Source organism: Mesorhizobium sp. M0174, assembly GCF_040322275.1.
Classification (GTDB): domain Bacteria; phylum Pseudomonadota; class Alphaproteobacteria; order Rhizobiales; family Rhizobiaceae; genus Mesorhizobium.
Window position 1 is genome coordinate 247,736 of the sequence record NZ_JAMYTB010000007.1, and the last position, 22,259, is coordinate 269,994.

Below are 22,259 nucleotides of genomic sequence, written 5' to 3' on the forward strand. Positions count from 1 at the left end.
AAGCACTACCTCCGCCGCAACATCGAAATACAGGGGCTTTCGGCATGACGCATTCCGACCACCATCATCACGCCCATGGCAGCTGTTGCTCGGCAAAAGGCGCCACCTCTGCTGCGGACGCCGTCGTCCGCGATCCGGTCTGCGGCATGACCGTCGATCCGGCTGCCGGCAAGCCGACCGCCGAGCATGGCGGCCATCGCTATCATTTCTGCAGCGAAAGCTGCCGCTCGAAATTCATCGCCGAGCCGGAAAAATACCTGACGGCCACCGATCCCGTCTGCGGCATGAGCGTCGACCGCGCCACGGCCAGGTACTTTTTGCGGCACGCGGGCCAGGGTTTCTATTTCTGCTCCGCCGCTTGCCAGGCGAAGTTCGAGGCCGAGCCGGCAAAGTATCTCGGCGACAGGCCGGCGCCGCAGGCGATGCCGAAAGGTACGCAATACACCTGCCCGATGCACCCGGAAATCATCCGCGACAAGCCCGGCTCCTGCCCGATCTGCGGCATGGCGCTGGAGCCGATGGGCGTGCCGACCGGCGACGAGGGACCGAACCCCGAACTGGTCGACTTCACCAGGCGTTTCTGGGTGAGCGCAGTGCTGTCCGTGCCGTTGCTGGTCATCGCCATGGCACCGATGCTCGGCCTGACGTTCCAGGCTTTCATCGACGACGGTGCGAAGGTCTGGCTGGAACTGGCGCTGGCCAGTCCCGTGGTGCTGTGGGCGGCATTCCCGTTCTTCCACCGCGGCTGGGATTCGATCCTGAACCGCAGCCCCAATATGTGGACGCTGATTTCGCTCGGCGTCGGTGCCGCCTATCTCTACAGCGTCGTCGCCACCCTGTTTCCGGGCCTCTTTCCGCACCAGTTCCGCGGCCATGACGGCACCGTGCCGGTCTATTTCGAGGCGGCGGCGGTGATCGTCGCGCTGGTATTCCTCGGCCAGGTGCTGGAATTGCGTGCCCGCGAGAAAACCGGGTCGGCGATCCGTGCGCTGCTCGACCTGGCGCCGAAGACGGCGCGGCTGATCGGCGCGGACGGTTCCGAAAACGACGTGCCGCTCGATACGATCAAGGCCGGCGACCGCTTGCGCATCCGCCCCGGCGATGCCGTGCCGGTCGACGGCATTGTGCTCGAAGGACGCTCCTCCATCGACGAATCGATGATCACGGGCGAGCCGCTGCCGGTCGAAAAGACCGAAGGCGACAACCTCACCGGCGGCACGCTCAACAAGAACGGCTCCCTGGTCATGCGCGCCGAAAAGATCGGCGCCGAGACGACGCTGGCACGCATCGTCGAGCTGGTCGCCAAGGCGCAGCGTTCACGCGCACCGATCCAGGGGCTGGCCGACCGCGTCTCGTTCTACTTCGTCCCGGCTGTCGTGCTGGTTGCGATCATTGCGTTCGTCGCCTGGGCGATCATCGGACCGCAACCCAGCCTGGTCTTTGCCATCGTCGCGGCGGTCTCGGTGCTGATCATTGCCTGTCCGTGTGCGCTCGGCCTTGCCACGCCCATGTCGATCATGACCGCCACCGGACGCGGCGCGCATGCCGGCGTGCTGATCAAGGAAGCGGCGGCGCTCGAACGTTTTGCCTCGGTCGACACGCTGATCGTCGACAAGACGGGAACGCTGACGGAAGGCCGGCCGCGACTGACCGACGTCGTCGCCGTCGAAGGCATGGCACAAGACGATCTGCTGGCGCTCGCCGCCGGGCTGGAAAAAGGCTCGGAGCATCCGCTGGCCGAGGCTATCGTCGACGGCGCCCACGAACGCGACGTGAAGGTCCCCGACGCGAGCGGCTTCGAGGCCGTCACCGGCAAGGGCGTTTCCGGCACGGTCTCGGGACAGAAAGTGGCGCTCGGCAATGCCGCGATGATGGCCGATCTCTGCATCGACACGGCATCGGTCCTGGCCAGTGCCGAGGCGCTGCAGGCCGATGGCAAGACCGCGATGTTCGTCGCTGTCGCAGGCAAGCTCGCCGGCCTCGTTGCCGTCGCCGACCCGATCAAGGCGACGACCGCCGAGGCGATCAGGGCGCTGCATGACAGTGGGCTGAAGATCGTCATGGCGACCGGCGACAATGAGCGCACCGCCAAGGCCATCGCAGCCAAGCTCGGCATCGACGCGGTGCGTGCCGGGCTTTTGCCCGAACAGAAGAACGCGCTGGTCGAGGAATTGCGTGCCGGCGGTGCGGGCATCGCCATGGCCGGCGATGGCGTCAATGATGCGCCCGCACTTGCCGCCGCCGATGTCGGCATCGCGATGGGCACAGGCGCCGATGTTGCGGTCGAAAGTGCGGGGATAACGCTGGTCAAGGGCGATCTCAACGGCATCGTCAGGGCCAGGACGCTGGCCCGCGCGACGATCCGCAACATCCGCCAGAACCTGTTTTTCGCTTTCCTCTACAATGTGCTTGGCGTGCCGGTCGCTGCCGGCGTGCTCTATCCGCTCACCGGCACGCTGTTGTCGCCGATGCTCGCGGCGGCGGCGATGAGCCTGTCTTCGGTTTCGGTCATCGCCAACGCATTGCGGCTCAGGACGTTGAAACTCTGAGTAAAACTTCCAGATAGACCCTGTTCAAAAAAGGAGACGATGAATGACCTTGGCCAAGAAGATCGTGCTGCTGATGATGGCGGCGGGAATGCTGCTTGCTGTTTTCCTCGAAAGCGTTCCGGCACAAGCCGAGGAGATGAAGCACGACATGGGCGCAATGGGCGCGCAGAGCCCCTCGACCGAGGGCTACAAGGCGGCGATGGACAAGATGCATACCGACATGATGGCAATCGAATATTCCGGCAATGCCGATGTCGATTTCGCCCGCGGCATGATCCCGCATCACCAGGCGGCCATCGATATGGCCAAGATCGAGCTCGCCAATGGCAAGGATCCGGAAATCCGCAAGCTGGCGGAAGCAGTGATCGCCGCGCAGCAAGCCGAGATCAAGCAGATGCAAGACTGGCTCGCCGCCCATCCGGTGAAGTAGGCGTCACGCTGTCGGCGAGAGGCTTCACCTGGATTTCTGCTACACCTGGATTTCCCTAGGCGGCTATGGTGCTATCCGGGCCTCGGACTGGAGCATGCCATGGCATCGACGATAAGAACGACCACCCTGCCCTGCGGCGAAGCCGTGCCGGTGCTCGGCCAGGGCACCTGGAAGATGGGCGAGGATACCCGCCGCCGCGCAGACGAGGCCAATGCCCTGAAGCTAGGGCTGGATCTCGGCATGACGCTGATCGACACCGCCGAAATGTATGCCAGCGGCGGTGCCGAGCAGGTGGTGGCGGAGGCCATCGCCGGGCACCGCGACGAGGTTTTCCTGGTCTCCAAAGTGCTGCCGTCCAATGCCTCGCGCGCCGGCGTGAAACGGGCCTGCGAGAACAGCCTGAGGCATCTCGCCACCGACCGCATCGATCTCTATCTCCTGCATTGGCCGGGCAGCGTTCCTTTGATGGAAACGGTAGAGGCGTTCGAAGCGTTGAAGGCGGCCGGCAAGATCCGCCATTGGGGCGTCAGCAATTTCGATACCGATGAGATGGAAGAGCTGGTTCGGTTGCCGGCCGGCGGCAATGTCCAGACCAACCAGGTGCTCTACAATCTGTCGCAGCGCGGCGTCGAGTTCGACCTCGCCCCGTGGAGCCGGCAACGCGGTATGCCGCTGATGGCCTATTCGCCGGTCGATCAGGGGATATTGGCGCGCAACGCCAGGTTAGATGCCATCGCCGCCCGCCACGGTGCGACGCCGGCGCAGATCGCACTTGCATGGGTGATGGCGCAGGAGGGCGTGATCGCGATTCCCAAAGCTAGCCGCGCGGAGCATATCCGGCAGAATGTCGCGGCATTGGACATCGAGCTCACAAGCGAAGATTTCGCCGAAATTGACCGCACCTTCCCACCGCCGAGGCGGAAGTCGGGCTTGGCGATGATTTGAGGGTGAAGCTGCCAATCTCCCCCCCCCCCGTGGGTCCCTCGTGCGGGAGATTGCGGTTTCGGCGACGCCGCTCCGATTGCAGAAGCCCTACTTCGCCAGCATCCCCTTCAATCTGTACAGCGCCTCCAGCGCCTCCCTTGGCGTCATCTCGTCGGGATTGATCTCCGCTAGCGCCAAACCCAGCCCATCACTCTTCGCCGGCTTCGACGCTTCCCGCTGCGCCGCCACAGAAAACAGCGGCAGGTCGTCGACCAGACGGTTGGCCTTGCCCGAGACCTCGCCCGCTTCGAGCTGGTGCAGCACTTCCTTGGCCCGGCCGACGACGGCTTCCGGCAGGCCGGCCAGCCGCGCCACCTGGACGCCGTAGGAACGGTCGGCCGCACCCTTGCCGACCTCGTGCAGGAAGACCACGTCGCCTTCCCATTCCTTGACCCGCATGGTGACGTTGTGGAGCCGTGTAAGTTTCCCGGCCAGCGCCGTCATTTCGTGGAAATGCGTGGCGAAGATCGCCCGGCAGCGGTTCTTCTCGTGCAGATATTCGACCGCCGCCCAGGCAATCGACAGGCCGTCGAAAGTGGCGGTGCCGCGGCCGATCTCGTCGAGGATGACCAGTGCGCGCTCGCCTGCCTGGTTGAGGATCGCCGCCGTCTCGACCATCTCGACCATGAAAGTCGAGCGGCCGCGCGCCAGGTCATCGGAGGCGCCGACCCGCGAAAACAACCGATCGACGACGCCGATATGGGCTGATGCCGCGGGCACGAAGGAACCGGTCTGGGCAAGGATGGCGATCAGCGCGTTTTGCCTGAGGAAGGTCGACTTGCCGCCCATATTGGGGCCGGTCAGCAGCCAGATCGCGCCGGTCTTGGCATCGCCTTGCGGCGACAGATCGCAATCATTGGCGACGAACGTGCCTTCGTCGGAACGCCGCAGCGCCTGTTCGACCACCGGGTGGCGTCCGCCCGAAATCTCGAAGGCAAGGCTCGCATCGACCAACGGCCGGCACCAGGCCTCGCTCTCGGAAAGCAAGGCAAGTGCGGCCGAAACGTCGAGCACGGCGAGCGCTTCGGCGCCGGCACGGATCCTGTCGGCGTGGCCGACCACTTGCGCCGTCAGCGCCTCGAAAGCGGCAAGCTCGATCGCCAGCGCCCGGTCGGCCGCATTGGCGATCTTGGTTTCCAGCTCGGCGAGTTCGGTGGTGGTGAAGCGCATGGCGTTGGCCATGGTCTGGCGATGGATGAAGCGCGCCCTGGCGCCGTCGCTGCCGGTCATCAGCGCATGATGATTGGCGGTGACTTCGATATAATAGCCCAGCACATTGTTGTGCCTGATCTTCAGCGAGCGGATGCCGGTCTCGTCGATCAGCGAGCGCTCCAGCCCGGCGATCACTTTCCGCGACTCGTCGCGCAACGCCCGCATCTCGTCGAGTTCGGCGTGGTAGCCGCCGCGGACGAAGCCGCCGTCGCGCTTGAGCAACGGCAGCTCGTCGCTCAGCGCCTGCGCCAGATGCGCCGCCAGTTCATTGGGCAGCGCCTTAATAGCTCCCAATGCCGCGGCCAGTTCGCCCGGCAAGGCGATTTGGCCGAACAGTTCGGCGATGGCGCCGGCCGCTTCGAAACCGGCGCGCAGCGCGCCGAGGTCGCGCGGGCCGCCGCGGTTGAGCGCCAGCCTGGACAGCGCGCGCGGCATGTCGCCAACGCTTTTCAGGCTTGCCCGCACCGCCTGGCAAAGGCGCGTCTCGGAGCGGAAGAACGACACCGAGTCCAGCCTTGCAGCGATTGCCGCCGGATCGGTCAGCGGCGCCATCAGCCGGTCGGCGAGCAGCCTTGCCCCGCCGCCGGTCACCGTGCGGTCGATCGCCTTGAACAGCGATCCGTCGCGGCTGCCGGACAGCGTGCGCAGCAGTTCCAGGTTGGCGCGCGTCGCCGGGTCGATGAACAGCGTCGAGCCCTGCTCCTCGCGCTCCGGCCGCGACAGCGGCGGCCGCTCGGCTTTCTGCGTCTTTTCGACATAGGCGATGACGCCTGAGATCGCCGACAGCTCGGCGCGCGAAAACGAGCCGAAACTGTCAGGGGTCGCCACCTCGAAGAAGCGAGCGATGCGGCCGGCGGCCGAAGCCGAATCGAACAACGACGGCGGCTGCGGGCTGGCGACACGGCCGAGCACGTCGAAGACCGGTTTCAGCTCCGGGTCGTAAAACACCGGCTCGGCGACGATCAGCTCGCGCGGGTCGACGCGGAAGACATCGGCGAGCAGCCGGTCGGCGGTGGTCTCGGCGACGCGGAAGACACCGGTCGAGATCTCGATCCAGGCCAAGGCAAAGGAATGCTCGGCCCCGCCCTTGACCCGTCCCAGCGCCATCAGAAAACTCGATTCCGACGGCGCCAGCAATTTGTCTTCGGTGATGGTGCCGGGCGTTACCAGCCGCACCACGTCGCGGCGCACCACCGATTTGCCGCCGCGCTTCCTGGCCTCCGCCGGATCCTCGATCTGCTCGCAGACGGCGACGCGGAACCCCTGGCCGATCAGCTTCTGCAGATAATCGTCGGCGGCATGCACCGGCACGCCGCACATCGGGATGTCGAGCCCCTGGTGCTTGCCGCGCTTGGTCAGCACGATGCCGAGCGCCCGGCTTGCTTTCTCGGCGTCGTCGAAGAACAGCTCGTAGAAATCGCCCATGCGGTAGAACAGCAGCGAATCCGGGTTCGCCGCCTTGATCTCGATATACTGCTCCATCATCGGCGTCGCCGGCGCGAAGGCCGGCGTGGCATTGTCGCTTCGAATGGGCGTCTCGTCGTTCAAGAAGCTGCTTCCAAAATTTTCCAGGCCATGCTTGGCGGTTTACAGCGGCGAAGTGTAGCCTTAATCCCGAACCTTCCACAAAAGAAAGCATGCGCACCCATCTCAAGCGGTGCCGTACGGGCGAGGAACCGAAAGCATTATGGCCAAGAAATCCGAAAGCAACGGGCCCTCCGTCAGCGCCCAGGAGGCATTGGAATTCCATGCCATGGGACGTCCGGGCAAGCTGGAGATCGTCGCAACAAAACCGATGGCGACGCAGCGCGATCTCAGCCTCGCCTATTCGCCGGGCGTTGCCGTGCCGGTTCTCGCCATCGCCGAGGATCCGAGCCGCGCCTTCGACTATACGGTTCGCGGCAACATGGTCGCCGTCATCTCCAACGGTACCGCCATCCTTGGCCTCGGCAATCTCGGCGCGCTTGCTTCGAAGCCAGTGATGGAAGGCAAGGCGGTGCTGTTCAAGCGCTTCGCCGACGTCGATTCCATCGATCTCGAGGTCGACACCGAGGATGCCGACGAATTCATCAACTGCGTGCGTTTTCTCGGCCCCTCCTTCGGCGGCATCAACCTCGAGGACATCAAAGCGCCGGAGTGTTTCATCATCGAGCAGCGGCTGCGCGAGCTGATGGACATACCGGTCTTCCATGACGACCAGCACGGCACCGCCATCATTTCGGCCGCCGGCCTGATCAATGCGCTGGAAATCACCGGCCGCGACATGAAGACCACGAAAATGGTCTGCAACGGCGCCGGCGCTGCCGGCATCGCCTGCATCGAACTGATGAAGGCGATGGGCTTTGCGCCAGAAAATATCATCCTATGCGACACCAAGGGCGTGGTCTTCCAGGGTCGCACCGAAGGCATGAACCAGTGGAAATCGGCGCACGCCGTGAAAACCGGTGCGCGCTCGCTGGCCGAAGCGCTGGACGGCGCCGACGTGTTCCTCGGCCTCTCGGCCAAGGGCACGCTGACCACCAGGATGGTGCAGTCGATGGCCAAGAACCCGATCATCTTCGCCATGGCCAATCCCGACCCCGAGATCACGCCGGAGGAGGTCGCCGAGATCCGCACCGACGCCATCATGGCGACGGGGCGGTCCGACTATCCCAACCAGGTCAACAACGTGCTTGGCTTCCCCTACATCTTCCGCGGCGCGCTCGATGTGCGGGCAACCACCATCAACGACGACATGAAGATCGCCGCGGCCAAAGCGCTCGCCGAACTGGCGCGCCAGGACGTGCCCGACGACGTCGCCGCCGCCTATCAGGGCATGCGGCCGAAATTTGGTCCAAACTACATCATCCCGGTGCCGTTCGATCCGCGCCTGATCTCGGCGATCCCGATCGCGGTCGCCAAGGCGGCGATGGACTCCGGCGTCGCCCGCAAGCCGATCCTCGATCTGGACCGCTACGCGCAGGAGCTTTCCGCCCGCCGCGACCCGATCGCATCGACGCTGCAGCGCATCTACGACCGGGTGCGCCGCCAGCCCAAGCGCATCGTCTTTGCCGAGGGCGAGGAGGAGCAGGTGATGCGCGCCGCCGTCTCCTATGTGAACCAGCGGCTCGGCACCGCCATCCTGCTCGGCCGCGACGACATCATCAAGGAAAACGCGCGCAACGCCGGCATCGACCTCGGCAAGCAAGGCATCGAGATCATCAATGCGCGGCTGTCGCGGCGCAACTCGGTCTACGCCGACTATCTCTACGAGCGCATGCAGCGCAAAGGCTTCCTGTTCCGCGACTGCCAGCGGCTGATCAACAACGACCGCAACCATTTCGCCGCCTGCATGGTGGCGCTGGGCGATGCCGACGGCATCGTCACCGGCGTCACCCGCAACTATTCGACGGCCCTCGATGACATCCGCCGCGTCATCGACGCAAGGCCCGGGCACTGCGTTATCGGCGTGTCGATCGTGCTGGCGCGGGGCCGCACCGTCCTCGTTGCCGACACCGCCGTGCACGACATGCCGAATGCTGAACAGATCGCCGACATCGCCGAGGAGGCCGCCGGCTTTGCCCGCCGCATGGGCTACGAGCCGAGGCTCGCCATGCTCGCTTATTCGACCTTCGGCCATCCGCAGGGCGAGCGCTCCGAGCGCGTCCAGGAAGCGGTGCGCATCCTCGACAAGCGCCGCGTCGATTTCGAGTATGACGGCGAAATGGCCGCCGACGTGGCGCTCAACGCCCGCGCCATGGCGCAATATCCGTTCATCCGCCTCACCGGTCCGGCCAATGTGCTGATCATGCCGGCTTTCCACTCGGCCTCGATCTCGACCAAGATGCTGCAGGAGCTCGGCGGCTCGACCGTCATCGGCCCGCTGCTGGTCGGCCTGAACAAGCCGGTTCAGATCGTCTCGCTCAATGCCAAGGACTCAGACATCGTCAATATGGCGGCGATCGCGGCGTATAGCGCGGGAGCTTGAGGAGCGCGTAGCGGCTACAACAACCCCGCCTGCTCGGCCTCTCGGCGCAAATTCTGCCTTGGCCTTGGGCCGATCTGCTGGATGACCAGTCCGGCGGCCAGCGAGCCGAGATCGCCGCAATCCTTGAGGCTGCGGCCTTGCGTATAGCCGTAGAGGAAGCCGGCGGCGTAGAGGTCGCCGGCGCCGGTGGTGTCGACCAGCTCGCGGATCCTGGTCGCCTCGATGGTGACGGTCTCGTCGCCGCGCACGATCACCGAGCCCTTTTCCGAGCGGGTGACGGCGGCGATCTTGCAGTCCTTGCGGATCTGCGCCAGCGCCTCGTCGAAGGACGATGTCTGGTAGAGCGACTTGATCTCGTGGCTGTTGGCAAAGACGATGTCGACGGTGCCGGAGCGCATCAGATCGAGGAACTCGTCGCGGTAGCGGTCGACGCAGAACGAGTCCGACAGGGTCATCGACACTTCGCGCCCGGCGGCGTGGGCGAGTTTCGCCGTCTGCCGGATCGCTTCCTTGGCGCGCGGCGGGTCCCACAGATAGCCCTCGAAATAGGTGACGGCGGCGCCCGACGCCTTGTCGGCCTCGACGTCCTCCGGGCCGAGCTCGACGCAAGCGCCGAGATAGGTGTTCATCGAGCGCTCGCCGTCCGGCGTGACGAAGATCATCGAGCGCGCCGTCGGCGGTTCGCCGTTGAGCGGCTTTGTGTCGAAGGCGACGCCCTGGGCATGGATGTCATGCGCGTAGATTTCGCCGAGCGCGTCGTTGGAGACCTTGCCGAAGAAGGCGGCGCGGCCGCCGAAGGAGGCAATGCCCGCCGCCGTGTTGCCGGCGCTGCCGCCCGAGGCTTCGATGGCCGGGCCCATGCGGCTGTAGAGCAGTTCGGCGCGCCTTGTGTCGATCAAATTCATCGCGCCCTTGATGATGCCGTTGGTCTCCAGGAACGCCTCGTCGCACTGGGCGATGATGTCGACGATGGCATTTCCGATACAAAGCACGTCATAGTCCGGCATCAATTCATGTCTCCGACAAAAGCCACCGGCTTTCTGCCACGCCGGGCGCGGGCGGGTCTAGCGGTTTGATGCGGCTTTGCCTAGCGGCGATCCGACGAATGTCAGCATAGCGACCATCGTTGGATGGCGGCCGAAGCATTTCCCGCGTGCCTGGCTTACAAGCATCGCTGAGATGAGCGATGCCCAGAGGTTCCAGCCGGCCATGTCCATGAAAACCGACACGAGGATCGAACTGCTGCTGCTCGTCGTATTGGCGCTGCTGTGGGGCGCATCCTACAGCTTCATCAAGATCGGCGTCGCGACGATCCCGCCGGTAACGCTGATCGCCGCGCGAACCCTGGTCGCGGGTGGCATCCTGTTCGCCCTGATCCGCTGGCGCGGGCTGGCCTTGCCGGGTGATGCCGCAAGCTGGCGCCGGTTTGCATTCCAGGCATGCCTGAACAGCGTCGTGCCGTTCACGCTGATCGCTTGGGCCGAGCGCTCGCTGGATGCCGGGCTGGCCACGATCCTGAATGCGACCTCGCCGATCTTCACCTTCTTGCTGACCGCCCTCATCACCCGCCATGAACCGGCGACCATGCGCAAGCTGTTCGGTGTCGCGGCGGGAATCGCCGGAATATGCCTCGTTGTCGGCGCCCCGGCGCTAGGCGGCCTCGGACAGCAATTATTGCCGCAACTTGCCGTGGTCGCAGCGACGATCTGCTACGCCGGCGCCGCCGTTTTCGGCCGCGGCTTCAGGGGGCTCGACCCGATGGTGCCGGCCGCCGGTTCCATGCTCTGCGGCGCCGCGATGCTGATCCCGTTGAGCCTTGCGTTCGACCGGCCATGGACCCTGGCGCCATCGACAACTTCGGTCCTTGCGCTGCTCGGGCTTTCGGTGTTTTCGACCGCGCTGGCCTTCTCGATCTATTTCCGCCTCCTCCATACGCTGGGCTCCGTCGGCACCACCTCGCAAGCCTATCTGCGGGTGCCGATCGGCGTTGCTATCGGAGCCGTGTTCCTTGGCGAAAGCCTTGGTCCGAGCGCGTGGTGGGGAATGGCCCTGGTCGTCGTCGGCGTGGCGGCGATGACCATTCCCCAGGCGAAGGTCGCGCGCTAGGAAGCCACGCTTGCGACTCGGGCGGTCTCCGCCTATTCGGAGATATCAGCCACGGGCATGTTTGACATGGAATTGGAAACGCCGTGATCCTCGACGCCGCCCGCGCCGCCTTGAGCCGGCTGTTCTCGCCCGAATTCCGTTCCGTGTTCGTGAAGACGCTGGGGCTGACCTTGCTGGCGCTGGCGGCGCTGTGGTTCGGGATAAAGAGCCTGTTCGAATGGCTGGCCTGGCCGTGGATCGATGCATGGCTGCCCGCCCTTCCCTCCTGGGCCGGATGGCTGGGCGCCTTCGTCGCCGGCGTCGGCCTTGCGCTGGGGCTGGCGCTTTTTATCGCGCCGGTGACGGCGATCATCGCCGGCCTGTTCCTTGACGACGTCGCCGAAGTGGTCGAGCGCACCGACTATCCCAACGATCCGCCCGGCCGCGCCGTGCCGGCGCTGCGCTCGCTGGTGCTGGCGATCAGGTTCTTCGGCGTCGTCATCCTCGGCAACATCATCGCTCTGCTGCTTCTGCTGGTGCCGGGCATCAACATCGCCGCCTTTTTCATCGTTAACGGTTATCTGCTCGGGCGCGAGTTCTTCGAGTTCGCCACCATGCGCTTTCGCCCGGAGGCCGAGGCCAGGGCGCTGCGCAGAAAGCACGCAGTCACCGTATTCCTGGCCGGGCTGGTCGTCGCCGCTTTCCTGGCCGTGCCGCTGCTCAATCTTTTGACACCGCTGTTCGCCGCCGCCATGATGGTGCATCTGCACAAGGCGATCTCGGCGCGAGAAGCGAGCTAGCGCAGCAGGAAACCACTGCCCAGTTCATCATCGTCCTCGACGATGAATTCGGCCCGTCCTGAGTAATAGGCGCGGCCGCCGACGCGGGCGATGATGGCATCATGCGGCCCGGCTGTGGCCGTGCGTGCGACGGCGCCGGAAAAGCGCGAGCCGGCGATGCTCTCGAACAGCCGCGCCCGGCCAATCTCGATTTGCCCCTTGGCGTGCATGGCCGCCAGCCGCGCGGTGACGCCCGAGCCGGTCGGCGAACGGTCGACCTCGGCTTCGGCGAAAACGCAGATGTTTTTGGTCGGCGTATCGGAGAACGCATCCTGTCCGTCGGTCAGGATGGTGCCGTAGAGAAAGGCGAGATCGGCATGGTCGGGATGCGACAGCCGCAATTCGGCCTTGAGCTTATTGGTCAGCGCGGTCGCTGCATCGACGAAATCGCGCACCCGGTTCCTGCCGAATTCCAGCCCGAACTGGCGGCAGTCGGCGAGCGCATAGAAGGCGCCGCCATAGGCGATGTCAAAGCCGACCGGACCATAGCCCGGCAGCTCGATCCGCCGGTCGCGGGCGAACAGAAACGCCGGCACGCTTTCGAAGGACACCGCACCGGCCTTGCCATCTCTCACCTCGACCGCAGCCGAGATCAGCCCGCACGGCGCCTCTATGTTTACGGTCGTCAACGGCTCGCGTGGCGCCACCAGCCGCTCGTCGACGGCGTAGCGGCCGAGCGCGACGATGGCGTGGCCGCACATCGTCGAATAGCCCTCATTGTGCATAAACAGCACCGCGAGGTCGGCGCCCGGCAGGTCGGGCTCCACCAGCAGCGCGCCATACATGTCATAATGGCCGCGCGGCTCGAACATCAGGATCTTTCTGAGATGATCGAGATGGTCGCGCACATAGGCACGCTTTTCGAGGATCGTGCCCTTGGGAATGTCGGGGTAGCCGCCGGTGACGATCCGCAGCGGCTCGCCGCCGGTGTGCATGTCGACGACGGTGAGGGTCATTCGCCGGGCCCGACCTAGGCTGAAGATTTGGCAAACAGCGCCTGCAGCTTGCCGAACGGCATGGCGGCGCGGGTGAAGCCGAAGGTGCCATCCTGCTGGATCTCGCGCGCCGCGGTCTCCAGCATGCCGAAGGCGAAATTGGTGAGCCATGGACCGAGCGAGACCCGCTTTACCCCCGCCGTGGCCAGGTCGGCGATGGTGAAGCCGGGCCTGGCCATGACGTTGACCGGCTTGGTCAGCGCCGAGCAGACGGTTCGAACCATCTCGATGTCGCCCAGCCCCGGTGCATAGAGCACGTCGGCGCCGGCCTTCTCGAAGGCCTGCAGCCGCTTGATCGTATCGTCAAGATCGGGCTTGCCCCACAGGAAATTCTCGGCCCGCGCGGTGAAGACGAAATCGCGTTTCAGTGCCCGTGCCGCTTCTGCCGCCGCCGCGACGCGCTCGACGGCATGCGCAAAATCATAGATCGGCTTGTCGGGCTCGCCAGTATGGTCCTCGATCGAGCAGCCGGCGAGGCCAGCCGCCTCGGCGGCGAAGATGGTCTCGCCAGCACTTGTTGCGCTGTCGCCCTTGCCCTTTTCGAGATCGGCCGAAACCGGCAGCCCGGTCGCCGCCGACACTTCACGGCAATGATGGATCATCGCCTCGAACGTCACCGCACCATCGGGCAGGCCCCGCGAAAAGGCAAAGCCGGCGCTGGTCGTGGCCAGCGCCTTGAAGCCGAACGAGGCCAAGAGCTTGGTCGTCCCGACGTCCCAGGAATTGGCCATGACGAAGATCGAGGCATGCAGGTCGCGAAAAATCTTACCCTTGTCCATGGATGCTCCCCTCCAGTACAGAATGTGAGGCAAATTCTAGCCCGGCGGAAGGCGCCGGGCAAACAAATGCGGTTGGCTCAGAAGCGTTTGGCGTTGTCATCTGCCAATCGGTCCAGCGCATCGGAATCCTTGACGTAGCGCGAAGCATTTTTGTCCCAATGATAGGTGACGGAAATGTCGCGCGAAGACGCCTTTGGCGGCTGCTGGCCGTCGCAGCTTTCTTCTCCCGGTAGCGTCGCGTCGGTCACTGTGACCTTGATGGCTGCATAAGGCTGGCCGTCGGCGATCACCTGGAACGCCGCAGTCTGTGTCCTCCTATGAGTGCAGAGGTTTTCGTCGAACGTGTAGATCATGTCGATCAGCTCGAACCTGTCGTTGCGGACCATGATCAGCGGCGTGATCCCATAGCCCTGGCTCGAATTGAAATGCATGCTCATGCTGATGATAGCGTCGTCACCAGGCCCGATCGGCAGCTTGCCCGGATCGCGAAGATAGGTGATGCGGTCGACGGCGACATTGACCGCGTCGAGCAGCGCCGGCTTGCCGGTGATGTCGTAGAGTGCCAGCACGGCATAGCCCTCGGCGCTGTCAGGCGAGTCGCCGAGGTCGAACAGCATGGTCAGCCGCTCCTTGCCGCCGGCCTTGATGCCGAGCACGCCGGCGTTGGAAAGACCCGACGTCGCCGGCGGGGAGCCGCCGTAGTCCGGACCAGCGATGTGGCGCATCTCGATCGGCGTCGAACCCCGGAAAAAGCCGTCCTTGTCCGCGGCCAGATCGGGAATGACCATCCTGGCGAGGTCGAGATAGGTGACATCGCCGTGGCCGGGGACAGCGCTGCCGAGCTCCGGGAAACTGACGGCCTCGGCGCTGGCCGTCGTCCAAAGACAAGGCAGCAGCAGGCAGGCAAGGATGAAACGAACCAGCGAGAAGGCCATGCGCGCGCTCGTTATGTCGGGCGCGCGCAAGCTAGAGCATTTTGCGGCCAAGAGGAAACACCTGGCGTTACCCCGCTATGTTGGTTTGGCTTCGGTCGCCAAGGTCTGCTGGAAAACAGGCACCAGCTGATCCATGGCGGCTGCGAGCCACGCGCCGAGTTCGTCTGGCAGAGTGTCATGGATCCAGACCAGGCGGCTCCGGCCCTCGCCCTCGGCAAAGACCTGCATGGAGGTGTTATCGTGGGTGACCTCATCGCCGAGCCATCCCCACACGATGCGCCGGCTCTGCTCGTCGCGGGCGATGAGCCGCTCTCGCACAATCTTGCCGTCGGCGAAAGTAAGGGCCCGTACGTCGTCCTCATCCACCCTGCAGTCGACGAAAACGCCTGGGGCTATCCGTTGGGCGCCGCCGGCGAAGTCGCCGACCGTCGCCCATACGCTTTCCGGTGAAGCATCTACGATGATTTCCCTGACTATCGAAGCCATGTTCGCCTTTCCTTCATTAGTAGGTAGACCTGTCTGTCTACATATGGATGTATACAGACCTGTCTGCTATATAGTCAAGGCATGTCCGCAGCCCGAATCAACGATCGTCCCGAAAGTCTTGCGCGCCGTCGCATCCTCGATACGGCGACCGCGCTGTTTTCTCTGGAGGGGGTGCGCGCAGTCGGCATCGACCGCATCATCGCCGAGGCCGGCGTTGCCAAGGCGACGTTCTATCATCATTTCGCAGCCAAGGACGATCTCGTCCGCGCCTACATCGAGGAGCTCAGCAAGGGAGGACGGGCGGCAATCGCGCGCCTTGGCCGGCGGCCACCTCGCCCGATGATCCTTGCGATATTCGATCTCATCGCTGATGCGGCAGATCAGCCGGGCTACCGCGGCTGCCCGTTTCAGAACGCCGCTGCTGAATATCCCGACCCCAGCAGCCCGGTTCGCCAGGCGATCGATAAGCATCGTCACTGGAAGTGGGGTATCCTCAGGGATCTGCTGATCGCGGACGCAAATCCCGATCCGGACCGCACAGCGGACGCGCTAACGGTGGCGGCCGACGGCCTCCTTGTCGTCAGTCATCTCGACAGGCCGGCCAATCTGCGCAGCCTCATACGCGACACGGTCGACCGAGTACTTGGAGCCCCACGCCCGGTCTGAGACCGGATGCGCATGCAGCCTGCCGGTCAGTGGATCGGCACCAGCCCGGCCAGTTCACGCATGTCATCGAACAGGATGCCGCCAGCTTCGATCAGTCCATCGCGGTCGGAAAGCGGGTCGCCGTGGTAGGAATAGACGCGCATGCCGGCGGCGATGCCGGCTGTCGTCCCGGCGACGCTGTCCTCAATGACGATGCAGTCGGCGGGCGCGAAGCCCATCGTCGCTGCCGTATGCAGGAAGAGGTCGGGGAACGGCTTGCCGCGCGAGACCATGGTCGAGCTGAACAGCGCATGTTCGAACAGCGGCAGCAGCCCGGTCTGGCCGAGTGTGATGTGCATTTTCGACACCCGTGCCGACGAGGCGACGCAGGTGGCGATGCCGGCGGCGTGCACGGTTTCGATGAACTCGCGAACGTAGGGGATGGCCTCGACGCCATGTGCGAACAGGTCCGGCAGGCCGGCGTTCCAGCGCTCGACAAAATCGGCGCCAAGGCTGACGCCGGTCGCCTCGACTTCCTTCTGCACCGAGACCATGCTGCGGCCGGAGAAATACTTGCGACAATATTCGAAGCTGGCCGGAAAGCCTGCCGCGGTCAACCATTCGGCGAGGCGCCGATTGGCCAGGTTCTCGGTATCGACCAGAACCCCGTCGCAATCGAAGATGACGAGTTTGGGTATTTTCATCAAGCAGTGCCGGTCGATCCGAAGCCGCCCGAGCCGCGCGCCGTGCCGCCGGCCAATGTGCGCTCCTCGACGGTCGCCTGCGTTACCGGGGCGAAGACGATCTGGGCGATCCGCATGCCGCGCGTCACCGCGAAATCCTCGTCGCCGAGATTGATCAGCAGCACCTTGACCTCGCCGCGATAGTCGCTGTCGATGGTGCCCGGCGTGTTGAGGCAGGTGAGCCCGTGCTTGAAAGCGAGGCCCGAACGCGGCCGGACCTGGCCTTCGACGCCCTCCGGAATTTCCAGGACCAGCCCGGTCGGCACCAGCGCGCGCTTTCCGGGCAGGATCAAAAGCGGCCTGTCGTCGGGGACGGCGGCGCGCAGGTCCATGCCGGCGGCGCCCGAGCTCTCATAGGCGGGAAGCGGCAAGCCCTCGCCATGCGGCAGCCTGACGAAACCGACAGCCGGACCGATGACGGAGGTAGGATAAGGTGCTGCGCGCATAAGGCTGATCCTATCGTCGCGAACGCTGGTTCAGTCAACTCGGCGGCAATGCTATCAACGGCTTTCTTTCAGCGCAGTTCCGCCTCAGCGCAGTTCCATCGGAACGACCGTGGTCTCCTTGATCTCCTCCATGACGAAGGAGGCCGAAACGTCCGACAGCGCCACCTTGGCGATCAGCCGCTGGTAGAGCCGGTCATAGGCCTTCACATCGGCGACGCGGGCGCGCAGCACATAGTCGAGATCGCCGGACATGCGGTAGGCGCCGGTGATCTCGGCAAAGCCGGTCACCGCCGCCCGGAATCTTTGCAGCCAGTCGGGATCGTGGTTCGAGGTGCGGATCAGGATGAACACCGAAAGGCCGAGTCCGAGCTTGTCGGCGTCGACCAGCGCCACCCGACCGGTAATGACGCCGTCTTCCTCCAGCCGCTTGACCCGGCGCCAGCAGGCATTGCGCGACAGCGATATTCTTGCCGAGAGCTGGTCGACGGACAGCGTGCCGTCGCGTTGCAGCTCGGCCAGCAATCTCCGGTCAATTTCGTCGATTTCCGCCATCATGTGGGATGTTTGTCCCAAAATTTGGCTTTAGACAAGGACAATTTGAGACCGATGAACCTGATAGCCGTGGCAGGATATTCATCGCTGGCTCTTCATGCCGGCAGGAGGGATCGACATGACAGCACGGCTTGCAAGACTTTTCACCTCTCACCCGGCCGCGGTCGGCGAGAGCTATTTCGGCCATATGGCTTTCGCCGCATGGTTCTCGTCACGATTGTTCATGGCGGCCTTTGCCGCGCTCATTCATGCTTTCTTGCCGTTTCTGTTCGAGACCACGGCAAGCGAAATCATCCGTGAGCTCTACGAACGGACGCATAACCGGGGACGGTAAGCCATAGAGGTGCCGATCGCGGCGAGGCCCGCTGGACAGCGCCGACGCTCAACGGATCCCGGCAGCGCAATCCCGATCAAGCGCCGCCGTCGTCGAAATGCCGAGCCAGGCTTGAAGCCGCGCCGCAATCCGCCATTTTGAGGAGCGCGACGCGGTAGCCCGGAGCACTCATGATGGATATCGTCTTTTCCTCGACCACCAAACTGGCCGCGGCCATCCGCGACCGTACGGTATCCGCAATAGAAGTGCTGGACGAGCATCTGGCGCAGATCGACAGGCACAATGAGGCGGCCAATGCCGTCGTCACGCTCGACAGGGAGGGGGCTCACGCTCGAGCGAAGAAAGCCGACGAAGTGCAGGCGCGCGGCGAGGCACTTGGGCCGCTGCATGGCCTGCCGTTCACACTGAAGGACACGCACGAAACCGCTGGCATGAGGACCACCGTCGGCTTCCCGGCCTTCGCCGACTATGCCCCGAGGGCAGACAGTTCGGTCGTTGCCCGGCTAAAGGCGGCAGGCGGCATACTGGTGGGCAAGACGAACGTGGCGACAATGCTCGGTGACTGGCAGTCGAGCAATCCGCTATTCGGCCGCACCGGCAATCCCTGGGATCTCCAGCGCACCGCCGGCGGCTCCAGTGGCGGTGCGGCGGCGGCGCTCAGCACCGGAATGACGCCGTTCGAGGTCGGCACCGACATGCAGGATTCGATCCGGCTGCCGGCCGCCTTTTGTGGCGTCTACGGCCTCAAGCCGACCGAGCACCGCGTCTCGCTCGCCGGCGCCTTCCCCGATCCAGGCGGGGCGCCGCGCAGCGTGCGGCTGATGTCCTGCCTCGGACCGCTGGCGCGCAGCGTCGAGGACCTGGCGCTCATCTATGGCCTAATTGCCGGGCCGGATGGAAGCGATACCGACCTTGCGCCGGTACCGGTCGAAACCATGCCGGAGCTGGACCTCAAAAATTTGCGCATTGCAGTCGCGCCGTCCTTTCCGGGCTTTCCAGTGGCCGGCGAGATCAGCGCGGCGGTCGAAAGTCTGGCAAAAGAGCTTCAGGCTGCGGGCGCCATCGTCGAGGAAGCCGAATTGCCGGAGCTCGACCTGCACGACGACCTGAAGCAGGGCGGCGTCCTGATCGGCATGATGCTGGAGGCGGCGCAGCCCGAACCACCGGAGAATCCGACGCCGGTCTCGCGCTGGTTCGAGGCGCTCGCCCGCCGCGACCGCTCCATCCTGGCATGGGAACGGTTCTTCGACGGTTGCGACGCCTTGCTGTGCCCGGTCGCCATGGTCACCGCCTTCCCGCATTGCGAGCCGGGAACGCCGATCGAGGTCGACGGCGAGAAGCAAAGCTACTGGATACTGCCGGCCTATGGCGCGGTGTTCAACTACAGCGGCCATCCGGCACTGTCGCTGCCCTGCGGACAGGATCGCGACGGCCTGCCCATCGGACTACAGCTTGTTGGCAAACGCTGGTCGGAGTCGCGCCTGCTCGGGATCGCCAGCGCAATCGAGCCGCTGGCCGGCGGCTTTCGCCGCCCGCCCGGTTATTGAGTAAACCGCGCCAGCCCGTAGGGATCAAGCAGCGGATCGCGCTCGCCGTCGAGGATTTCGTGGGCGGCGAACAGGCCGACGGCCGGCGCCAGCGTGATGCCGGAATGCATAACGGCGACGTAGACGCCGCCCGTGCCTTCGGCGCGGCCTATGATGGGAAAGCCATCGACCGGCGTCGGCCGGTAGCCAATGGTGTGGAAATCGAGTTCCAGCCCATCCGCGCCGCGCAGCATCGCCTTCATCGCCGCAAACAGGGCGCGGGCGGTGGCCGCGGCATCCATGCCGGGATCGGCGCCGCCGAAATCCGAGCCGGCGATGACGCGGCCTTCCGCCGTCTGGCGCATATGCAGTCGGTCGCCGATCACCAGCCCGTTGAGCAGCTTTTCGTAGGGGCGCGAATGCACGATCAGGCCGGGTGGCGTCTCGATCGGCAGTTCTATTCCGGCTGTTGCCGCTAGTGCAGGAGAGCCGGCTCCGGCCGCGATCACCACCTCGTCGGCAGCAATCCGCCCGCCGGATGTATCGACGCCGGCAATCCTGCCGTTGGCCTGCACAAGCGCGGTCGCGGTAACTCCCGTCAGCAGCCGCGCGTCGCGCCGTTCAGCGTCGGTCAGCAGCGCTTGCGTAGCAGCGACCGGTTCGGCGACACCTTCCTTGGCGACATAAAGGGCGAAGTCGGGAAGCTCGGTCAGGTTTGGCTCGATGCGTGCTGCGGCGGCGCGGTCGACACGCTCGATGCCATAGCCCCATGAGGAATGTTCGGCGGCATAGGCTTCCAGTTCGGCCGCGGGCAGGTCCCAGCACAGGCCGCCGCACCATTGCAACGGGACGCCGGGCACTTCGTTCGCCAGCCGCGTCCATTCGGCCATCGATCGAGTCCGTAGCCGGAAGTAAGGCTGCGGATTACCCCAGCTGGCGTTGATCCAGGCAAAGGAATTCGGCGTCGCGACGCCGCCGGCGCCGCTGCCGGCAATGACCGTCACCTTTGCTCCTGCTCTGGTCAGGTGCCAGGCGATGGAGGCGCCGATGATGCCGGCGCCGATGACGATGACTTGTTTCGCCGCTGCCATGCTTCACTCCTCGTTCCAACGCCACCACTGCGATGCCATTGCCCGTGGGTTCTGCCAAGAGCGCGCGGTATAAAATATGCCTCTTGACTTTAATACGTACGTACGTATTGTATCGCCATGGCTAGACACTCACTTCGCGAAAAGCTTCTCGACGCCGGTTTCAAAACCATCTGGAGTTCCGGCTATTCGGCCGCCGGCGTACGCGACATCGTCGCCGCGGCCGATGCCCGTCCGGGGTCCTTCACCAATCATTTTGCATCCAAGGAGGCGTTCACCGGCGAGGTGCTGGACCGCTATTTCGCCTATGTGAGCGGTTTGGTGGAGCAGGCCCTCGCCCGGGACGGCACGCCTCCGGTCGGGCGCTTGCGCCGCTATCTCGAAATCATCACGTCGAAACTGGAGGCGCATGATTGGGCACGGGGCTGCATGATCGGTAATCTCAGCCTCGAGACGGCGGCTCACAGTGAGGCGCTGAGGCTGCAACTCGTCGCAATTTTCGAACGCTGGCGCAAGCCCTTCGCCGAATGCATCGCCGAGGGCCAGGCGGCCGGCGATATCACCGACGCATTCGATGCCAAGGACCTCGCCGATTTCCTTTTGAGTTCCTGGCAAGGCGCGATGCTGCGCATGAAGGTGGAGCGCAGTCCCGAACCGCTCGAGCGCTTCAAGAACATCGTCTTCAAAACAGTCTTCGCAAAAAGGAGCTGATCCGATGAACCCGAAATTCGAAAAGCAGCAATCCCGCACAATGCTGCGACGGTCGCAAATCGCGGTACTCGATTCCACCATCTCCTATGTCGAGGCAGGCACGGCTGGCCCGACAGTGCTCTTCCTGCACGGCAACCCGACGTCGTCCTACATCTGGCGCGACATCATCCCGCATGTGGCGCCATTCGGCCGCTGCATCGCGCCCGACCTGATCGGCTATGGCCAATCCGGCAAGCCGGACATCGACTATCGCTTCTTCGACCACGTCCGCTATCTCGACGCCTTCATCGAGACGCTTGGCATCACCGAACTGGTGGTCATCGCGCAGGACTGGGGCACCGCGGTCGCCTTCCATCTCGCCGCACGGCGGCCGCAGCGGATCCTCGGCCTCGCCTTCATGGAGTTCATCCGCCCCTTCGAGAGCTGGGACGATTTTCACCAGCGTTCGCAGGCGCGCGAATTGTTCAAGGCAATGCGCACGCCCGGCATCGGTGAGAAGCTTGTTCTGGAAGACAACGTCTTCGTCGAAAAGGTGCTGCCGGCCTCGGTTCTGCGCACGATGAGCGATGCTGAAATGGCCGCCTACCGGGCGCCGTTCCCGACACCGCGATCACGCAAGCCGATCCTGCGGCTGCCACGCGACCTGCCGATCGAAGGCCAGCCCGCCGATGTCGCCGCCATCAGTGAGCACGACCATCGGGCGCTCCGGGCTTCCTCCTACCCGAAGCTGCTTTTCTCAGGCGATCCGGGCGCCCTCGTCTCGCCGCAGGCGGCACGGGAATTCGCAGCCGGCCTAAAGAACTGCCGGTTGATCGATCTCGGACCCGGCGCGCATTATCTGCAGGAGGACCATGCCGACAGGATCGGTACCGCCATTGCCGAGTGGATTCCCGAGATAGCCTTCGAGAGCCATGCCGCCGAACCGGCGTGAAGCCGGGAGCGTGGCCACTCCG

At 64.7% G+C, this 22,259-nt stretch carries 21 protein-coding genes; 11 read left to right on the top strand and 10 right to left on the bottom strand.

Going from position 1 to position 22,259, the window contains the following annotated elements:
• Positions 1-44 precede the first annotated feature (44 nt).
• The 3 genes from NKJ13_RS17160 (at position 45) to NKJ13_RS17170 (ending at position 3,924) form a co-directional block, all read left to right on the top strand.
• A complete protein-coding gene (locus tag NKJ13_RS17160) occupies positions 45-2,549 on the top strand; it encodes a heavy metal translocating P-type ATPase (protein ID WP_352739346.1) in 2,505 nt (834 codons plus the stop codon).
• A 43-nt stretch (positions 2,550-2,592) separates the two neighbouring features.
• The gene (gene copM, locus NKJ13_RS17165; RefSeq protein ID WP_352455040.1) at positions 2,593-2,979 is read left to right on the top strand and encodes a CopM family metallochaperone; all 387 of its coding nucleotides are present in this window, start codon (positions 2,593-2,595) and stop codon (positions 2,977-2,979) included.
• 99 nt (positions 2,980-3,078) lie between these two features.
• Entirely contained in the window at positions 3,079-3,924 is an 846-nt protein-coding gene (locus NKJ13_RS17170; RefSeq protein ID WP_352739344.1) for an aldo/keto reductase, read from the top strand.
• 87 nt (positions 3,925-4,011) lie between these two features.
• Here NKJ13_RS17170 and mutS read toward each other — a convergent pair whose 3' ends face one another.
• A complete protein-coding gene (gene mutS, locus NKJ13_RS17175) occupies positions 4,012-6,660 on the bottom strand; it encodes a DNA mismatch repair protein MutS (RefSeq protein ID WP_352777921.1) in 2,649 nt (882 codons plus the stop codon).
• A 202-nt stretch (positions 6,661-6,862) separates the two neighbouring features.
• Here mutS and NKJ13_RS17180 point away from each other — a divergent pair, with 202 nt between their 5' ends.
• Positions 6,863-9,142 carry an NADP-dependent malic enzyme gene (locus NKJ13_RS17180; protein ID WP_352476062.1) on the top strand — a complete coding sequence of 760 codons (2,280 nt, stop codon included), beginning with the start codon at positions 6,863-6,865 and terminating at the stop codon, positions 9,140-9,142.
• A gap of 14 nt (positions 9,143-9,156) precedes the next feature.
• On the opposite strand, the gene NKJ13_RS17185 is transcribed toward NKJ13_RS17180, so the two are convergent.
• Positions 9,157-10,149, bottom strand: a complete 993-nt coding sequence (locus tag NKJ13_RS17185) for an adenosine kinase (protein ID WP_352644526.1) — start codon at positions 10,147-10,149, stop codon at positions 9,157-9,159.
• Between the two features lie 208 nt (positions 10,150-10,357).
• Here NKJ13_RS17185 and NKJ13_RS17190 point away from each other — a divergent pair, with 208 nt between their 5' ends.
• Together NKJ13_RS17190 and NKJ13_RS17195 are read left to right on the top strand one after the other, a co-directional pair.
• Entirely contained in the window at positions 10,358-11,248 is an 891-nt protein-coding gene (locus NKJ13_RS17190) for a DMT family transporter (protein ID WP_502899816.1), read from the top strand.
• 83 nt (positions 11,249-11,331) lie between these two features.
• Positions 11,332-12,027, top strand: a complete 696-nt coding sequence (locus NKJ13_RS17195) for a sulfate transporter family protein (RefSeq protein ID WP_352738681.1) — start codon at positions 11,332-11,334, stop codon at positions 12,025-12,027.
• Here the strand turns inward: NKJ13_RS17195 and NKJ13_RS17200 are convergent.
• The 4 genes from NKJ13_RS17200 to NKJ13_RS17215 form a co-directional block, all read right to left on the bottom strand.
• Positions 12,024-13,022 (bottom strand): proline racemase family protein, encoded by a 999-nt coding sequence (locus tag NKJ13_RS17200; RefSeq protein ID WP_352738679.1) that lies wholly within the window; start codon positions 13,020-13,022, stop codon positions 12,024-12,026. The two genes, NKJ13_RS17195 and NKJ13_RS17200, sit on opposite strands and share 4 nt — an antisense overlap.
• A 14-nt stretch (positions 13,023-13,036) precedes the next feature.
• The gene (locus NKJ13_RS17205; RefSeq protein ID WP_352506934.1) at positions 13,037-13,840 is read right to left on the bottom strand and encodes an isocitrate lyase/PEP mutase family protein; all 804 of its coding nucleotides are present in this window, start codon (positions 13,838-13,840) and stop codon (positions 13,037-13,039) included.
• A gap of 77 nt (positions 13,841-13,917) precedes the next feature.
• Positions 13,918-14,775 (bottom strand): hypothetical protein, encoded by an 858-nt coding sequence (locus NKJ13_RS17210; protein WP_352738678.1) that lies wholly within the window; start codon positions 14,773-14,775, stop codon positions 13,918-13,920.
• 75 nt (positions 14,776-14,850) lie between these two features.
• Positions 14,851-15,261 carry an SRPBCC family protein gene (locus NKJ13_RS17215; RefSeq protein ID WP_254816146.1) on the bottom strand — a complete coding sequence of 137 codons (411 nt, stop codon included), beginning with the start codon at positions 15,259-15,261 and terminating at the stop codon, positions 14,851-14,853.
• An 81-nt stretch (positions 15,262-15,342) separates the two neighbouring features.
• Here NKJ13_RS17215 and NKJ13_RS17220 point away from each other — a divergent pair, with 81 nt between their 5' ends.
• Entirely contained in the window at positions 15,343-15,927 is a 585-nt protein-coding gene (locus NKJ13_RS17220; RefSeq protein WP_352738676.1) for a TetR/AcrR family transcriptional regulator, read from the top strand.
• Between the two features lie 26 nt (positions 15,928-15,953).
• Here the strand turns inward: NKJ13_RS17220 and NKJ13_RS17225 are convergent, their stop codons facing one another.
• From NKJ13_RS17225 to NKJ13_RS17235, 3 genes are all read right to left on the bottom strand, one after another.
• Positions 15,954-16,610, bottom strand: coding sequence for an HAD family hydrolase (locus NKJ13_RS17225; RefSeq protein WP_352738674.1), 657 nt, complete (start codon positions 16,608-16,610; stop codon positions 15,954-15,956).
• A complete protein-coding gene (gene dut, locus NKJ13_RS17230; RefSeq protein ID WP_254816143.1) occupies positions 16,610-17,095 on the bottom strand; it encodes a dUTP diphosphatase in 486 nt (161 codons plus the stop codon). The genes NKJ13_RS17225 and dut overlap by 1 nt, the downstream gene beginning before the upstream one ends.
• 84 nt (positions 17,096-17,179) lie before the next feature.
• On the bottom strand, positions 17,180-17,650 hold the full coding sequence (locus tag NKJ13_RS17235; RefSeq protein WP_254816142.1) for an Lrp/AsnC family transcriptional regulator: 471 nt from the start codon (positions 17,648-17,650) through the stop codon (positions 17,180-17,182).
• Positions 17,651-17,765: 115 nt separating this feature from the next.
• Between NKJ13_RS17235 and NKJ13_RS17240 the strand changes: the two genes are divergently transcribed.
• Together NKJ13_RS17240 and NKJ13_RS17245 are read left to right on the top strand one after the other, a co-directional pair.
• On the top strand, positions 17,766-17,981 hold the full coding sequence (locus tag NKJ13_RS17240; protein WP_352738671.1) for a DUF6356 family protein: 216 nt from the start codon (positions 17,766-17,768) through the stop codon (positions 17,979-17,981).
• Between the two features lie 173 nt (positions 17,982-18,154).
• Positions 18,155-19,528, top strand: coding sequence for an amidase (locus tag NKJ13_RS17245; protein WP_352738688.1), 1,374 nt, complete (start codon positions 18,155-18,157; stop codon positions 19,526-19,528).
• On the opposite strand, the gene NKJ13_RS17250 is transcribed toward NKJ13_RS17245, so the two are convergent.
• Positions 19,522-20,598 (bottom strand): NAD(P)/FAD-dependent oxidoreductase, encoded by a 1,077-nt coding sequence (locus NKJ13_RS17250; protein ID WP_352738668.1) that lies wholly within the window; start codon positions 20,596-20,598, stop codon positions 19,522-19,524. The two genes, NKJ13_RS17245 and NKJ13_RS17250, sit on opposite strands and share 7 nt — an antisense overlap.
• A gap of 117 nt (positions 20,599-20,715) precedes the next feature.
• On the opposite strand from NKJ13_RS17250, the gene NKJ13_RS17255 reads away from it, so the two are divergent.
• Together NKJ13_RS17255 and NKJ13_RS17260 are read left to right on the top strand one after the other, a co-directional pair.
• Positions 20,716-21,306 (top strand): TetR/AcrR family transcriptional regulator, encoded by a 591-nt coding sequence (locus NKJ13_RS17255; RefSeq protein WP_352738667.1) that lies wholly within the window; start codon positions 20,716-20,718, stop codon positions 21,304-21,306.
• Positions 21,307-21,310: 4 nt separating this feature from the next.
• Positions 21,311-22,237, top strand: a complete 927-nt coding sequence (locus NKJ13_RS17260) for a haloalkane dehalogenase (RefSeq protein ID WP_352702456.1) — start codon at positions 21,311-21,313, stop codon at positions 22,235-22,237.
• The last annotated feature ends 22 nt before the right edge of the window (positions 22,238-22,259 follow it).

Bases quoted from the DNA above. Each gene is read 5' to 3' on its own strand.
- NKJ13_RS17205 (WP_352506934.1), bottom strand. From the start codon at position 13,840: ATGGACAAGGGTAAGATTTTTCGCGACCTGCATGCCTCGATCTTCGTC.
- dut (WP_254816143.1), bottom strand. From the start codon at position 17,095: ATGCGCGCAGCACCTTATCCTACCTCCGTCATCGGTCCGGCTGTCGGT.
- NKJ13_RS17250 (WP_352738668.1), bottom strand. From the start codon at position 20,598: ATGGCAGCGGCGAAACAAGTCATCGTCATCGGCGCCGGCATCATCGGC.
- NKJ13_RS17245 (WP_352738688.1), top strand. From the start codon at position 18,155: ATGGATATCGTCTTTTCCTCGACCACCAAACTGGCCGCGGCCATCCGC.
- mutS (WP_352777921.1), bottom strand. From the start codon at position 6,660: ATGATGGAGCAGTATATCGAGATCAAGGCGGCGAACCCGGATTCGCTG.
- NKJ13_RS17220 (WP_352738676.1), top strand. From the start codon at position 15,343: ATGTCCGCAGCCCGAATCAACGATCGTCCCGAAAGTCTTGCGCGCCGT.
- NKJ13_RS17235 (WP_254816142.1), bottom strand. From the start codon at position 17,650: ATGATGGCGGAAATCGACGAAATTGACCGGAGATTGCTGGCCGAGCTG.
- NKJ13_RS17215 (WP_254816146.1), bottom strand. From the start codon at position 15,261: ATGGCTTCGATAGTCAGGGAAATCATCGTAGATGCTTCACCGGAAAGC.
- NKJ13_RS17180 (WP_352476062.1), top strand. From the start codon at position 6,863: ATGGCCAAGAAATCCGAAAGCAACGGGCCCTCCGTCAGCGCCCAGGAG.
- NKJ13_RS17200 (WP_352738679.1), bottom strand. From the start codon at position 13,022: ATGACCCTCACCGTCGTCGACATGCACACCGGCGGCGAGCCGCTGCGG.
- NKJ13_RS17185 (WP_352644526.1), bottom strand. From the start codon at position 10,149: ATGCCGGACTATGACGTGCTTTGTATCGGAAATGCCATCGTCGACATC.
- NKJ13_RS17260 (WP_352702456.1), top strand. From the start codon at position 21,311: ATGAACCCGAAATTCGAAAAGCAGCAATCCCGCACAATGCTGCGACGG.
- NKJ13_RS17210 (WP_352738678.1), bottom strand. From the start codon at position 14,775: ATGGCCTTCTCGCTGGTTCGTTTCATCCTTGCCTGCCTGCTGCTGCCT.
- NKJ13_RS17170 (WP_352739344.1), top strand. From the start codon at position 3,079: ATGGCATCGACGATAAGAACGACCACCCTGCCCTGCGGCGAAGCCGTG.
- copM (WP_352455040.1), top strand. From the start codon at position 2,593: ATGACCTTGGCCAAGAAGATCGTGCTGCTGATGATGGCGGCGGGAATG.
- NKJ13_RS17190 (WP_502899816.1), top strand. From the start codon at position 10,358: ATGAAAACCGACACGAGGATCGAACTGCTGCTGCTCGTCGTATTGGCG.
- NKJ13_RS17160 (WP_352739346.1), top strand. From the start codon at position 45: ATGACGCATTCCGACCACCATCATCACGCCCATGGCAGCTGTTGCTCG.
- NKJ13_RS17255 (WP_352738667.1), top strand. From the start codon at position 20,716: ATGGCTAGACACTCACTTCGCGAAAAGCTTCTCGACGCCGGTTTCAAA.
- NKJ13_RS17240 (WP_352738671.1), top strand. From the start codon at position 17,766: ATGACAGCACGGCTTGCAAGACTTTTCACCTCTCACCCGGCCGCGGTC.
- NKJ13_RS17225 (WP_352738674.1), bottom strand. From the start codon at position 16,610: ATGAAAATACCCAAACTCGTCATCTTCGATTGCGACGGGGTTCTGGTC.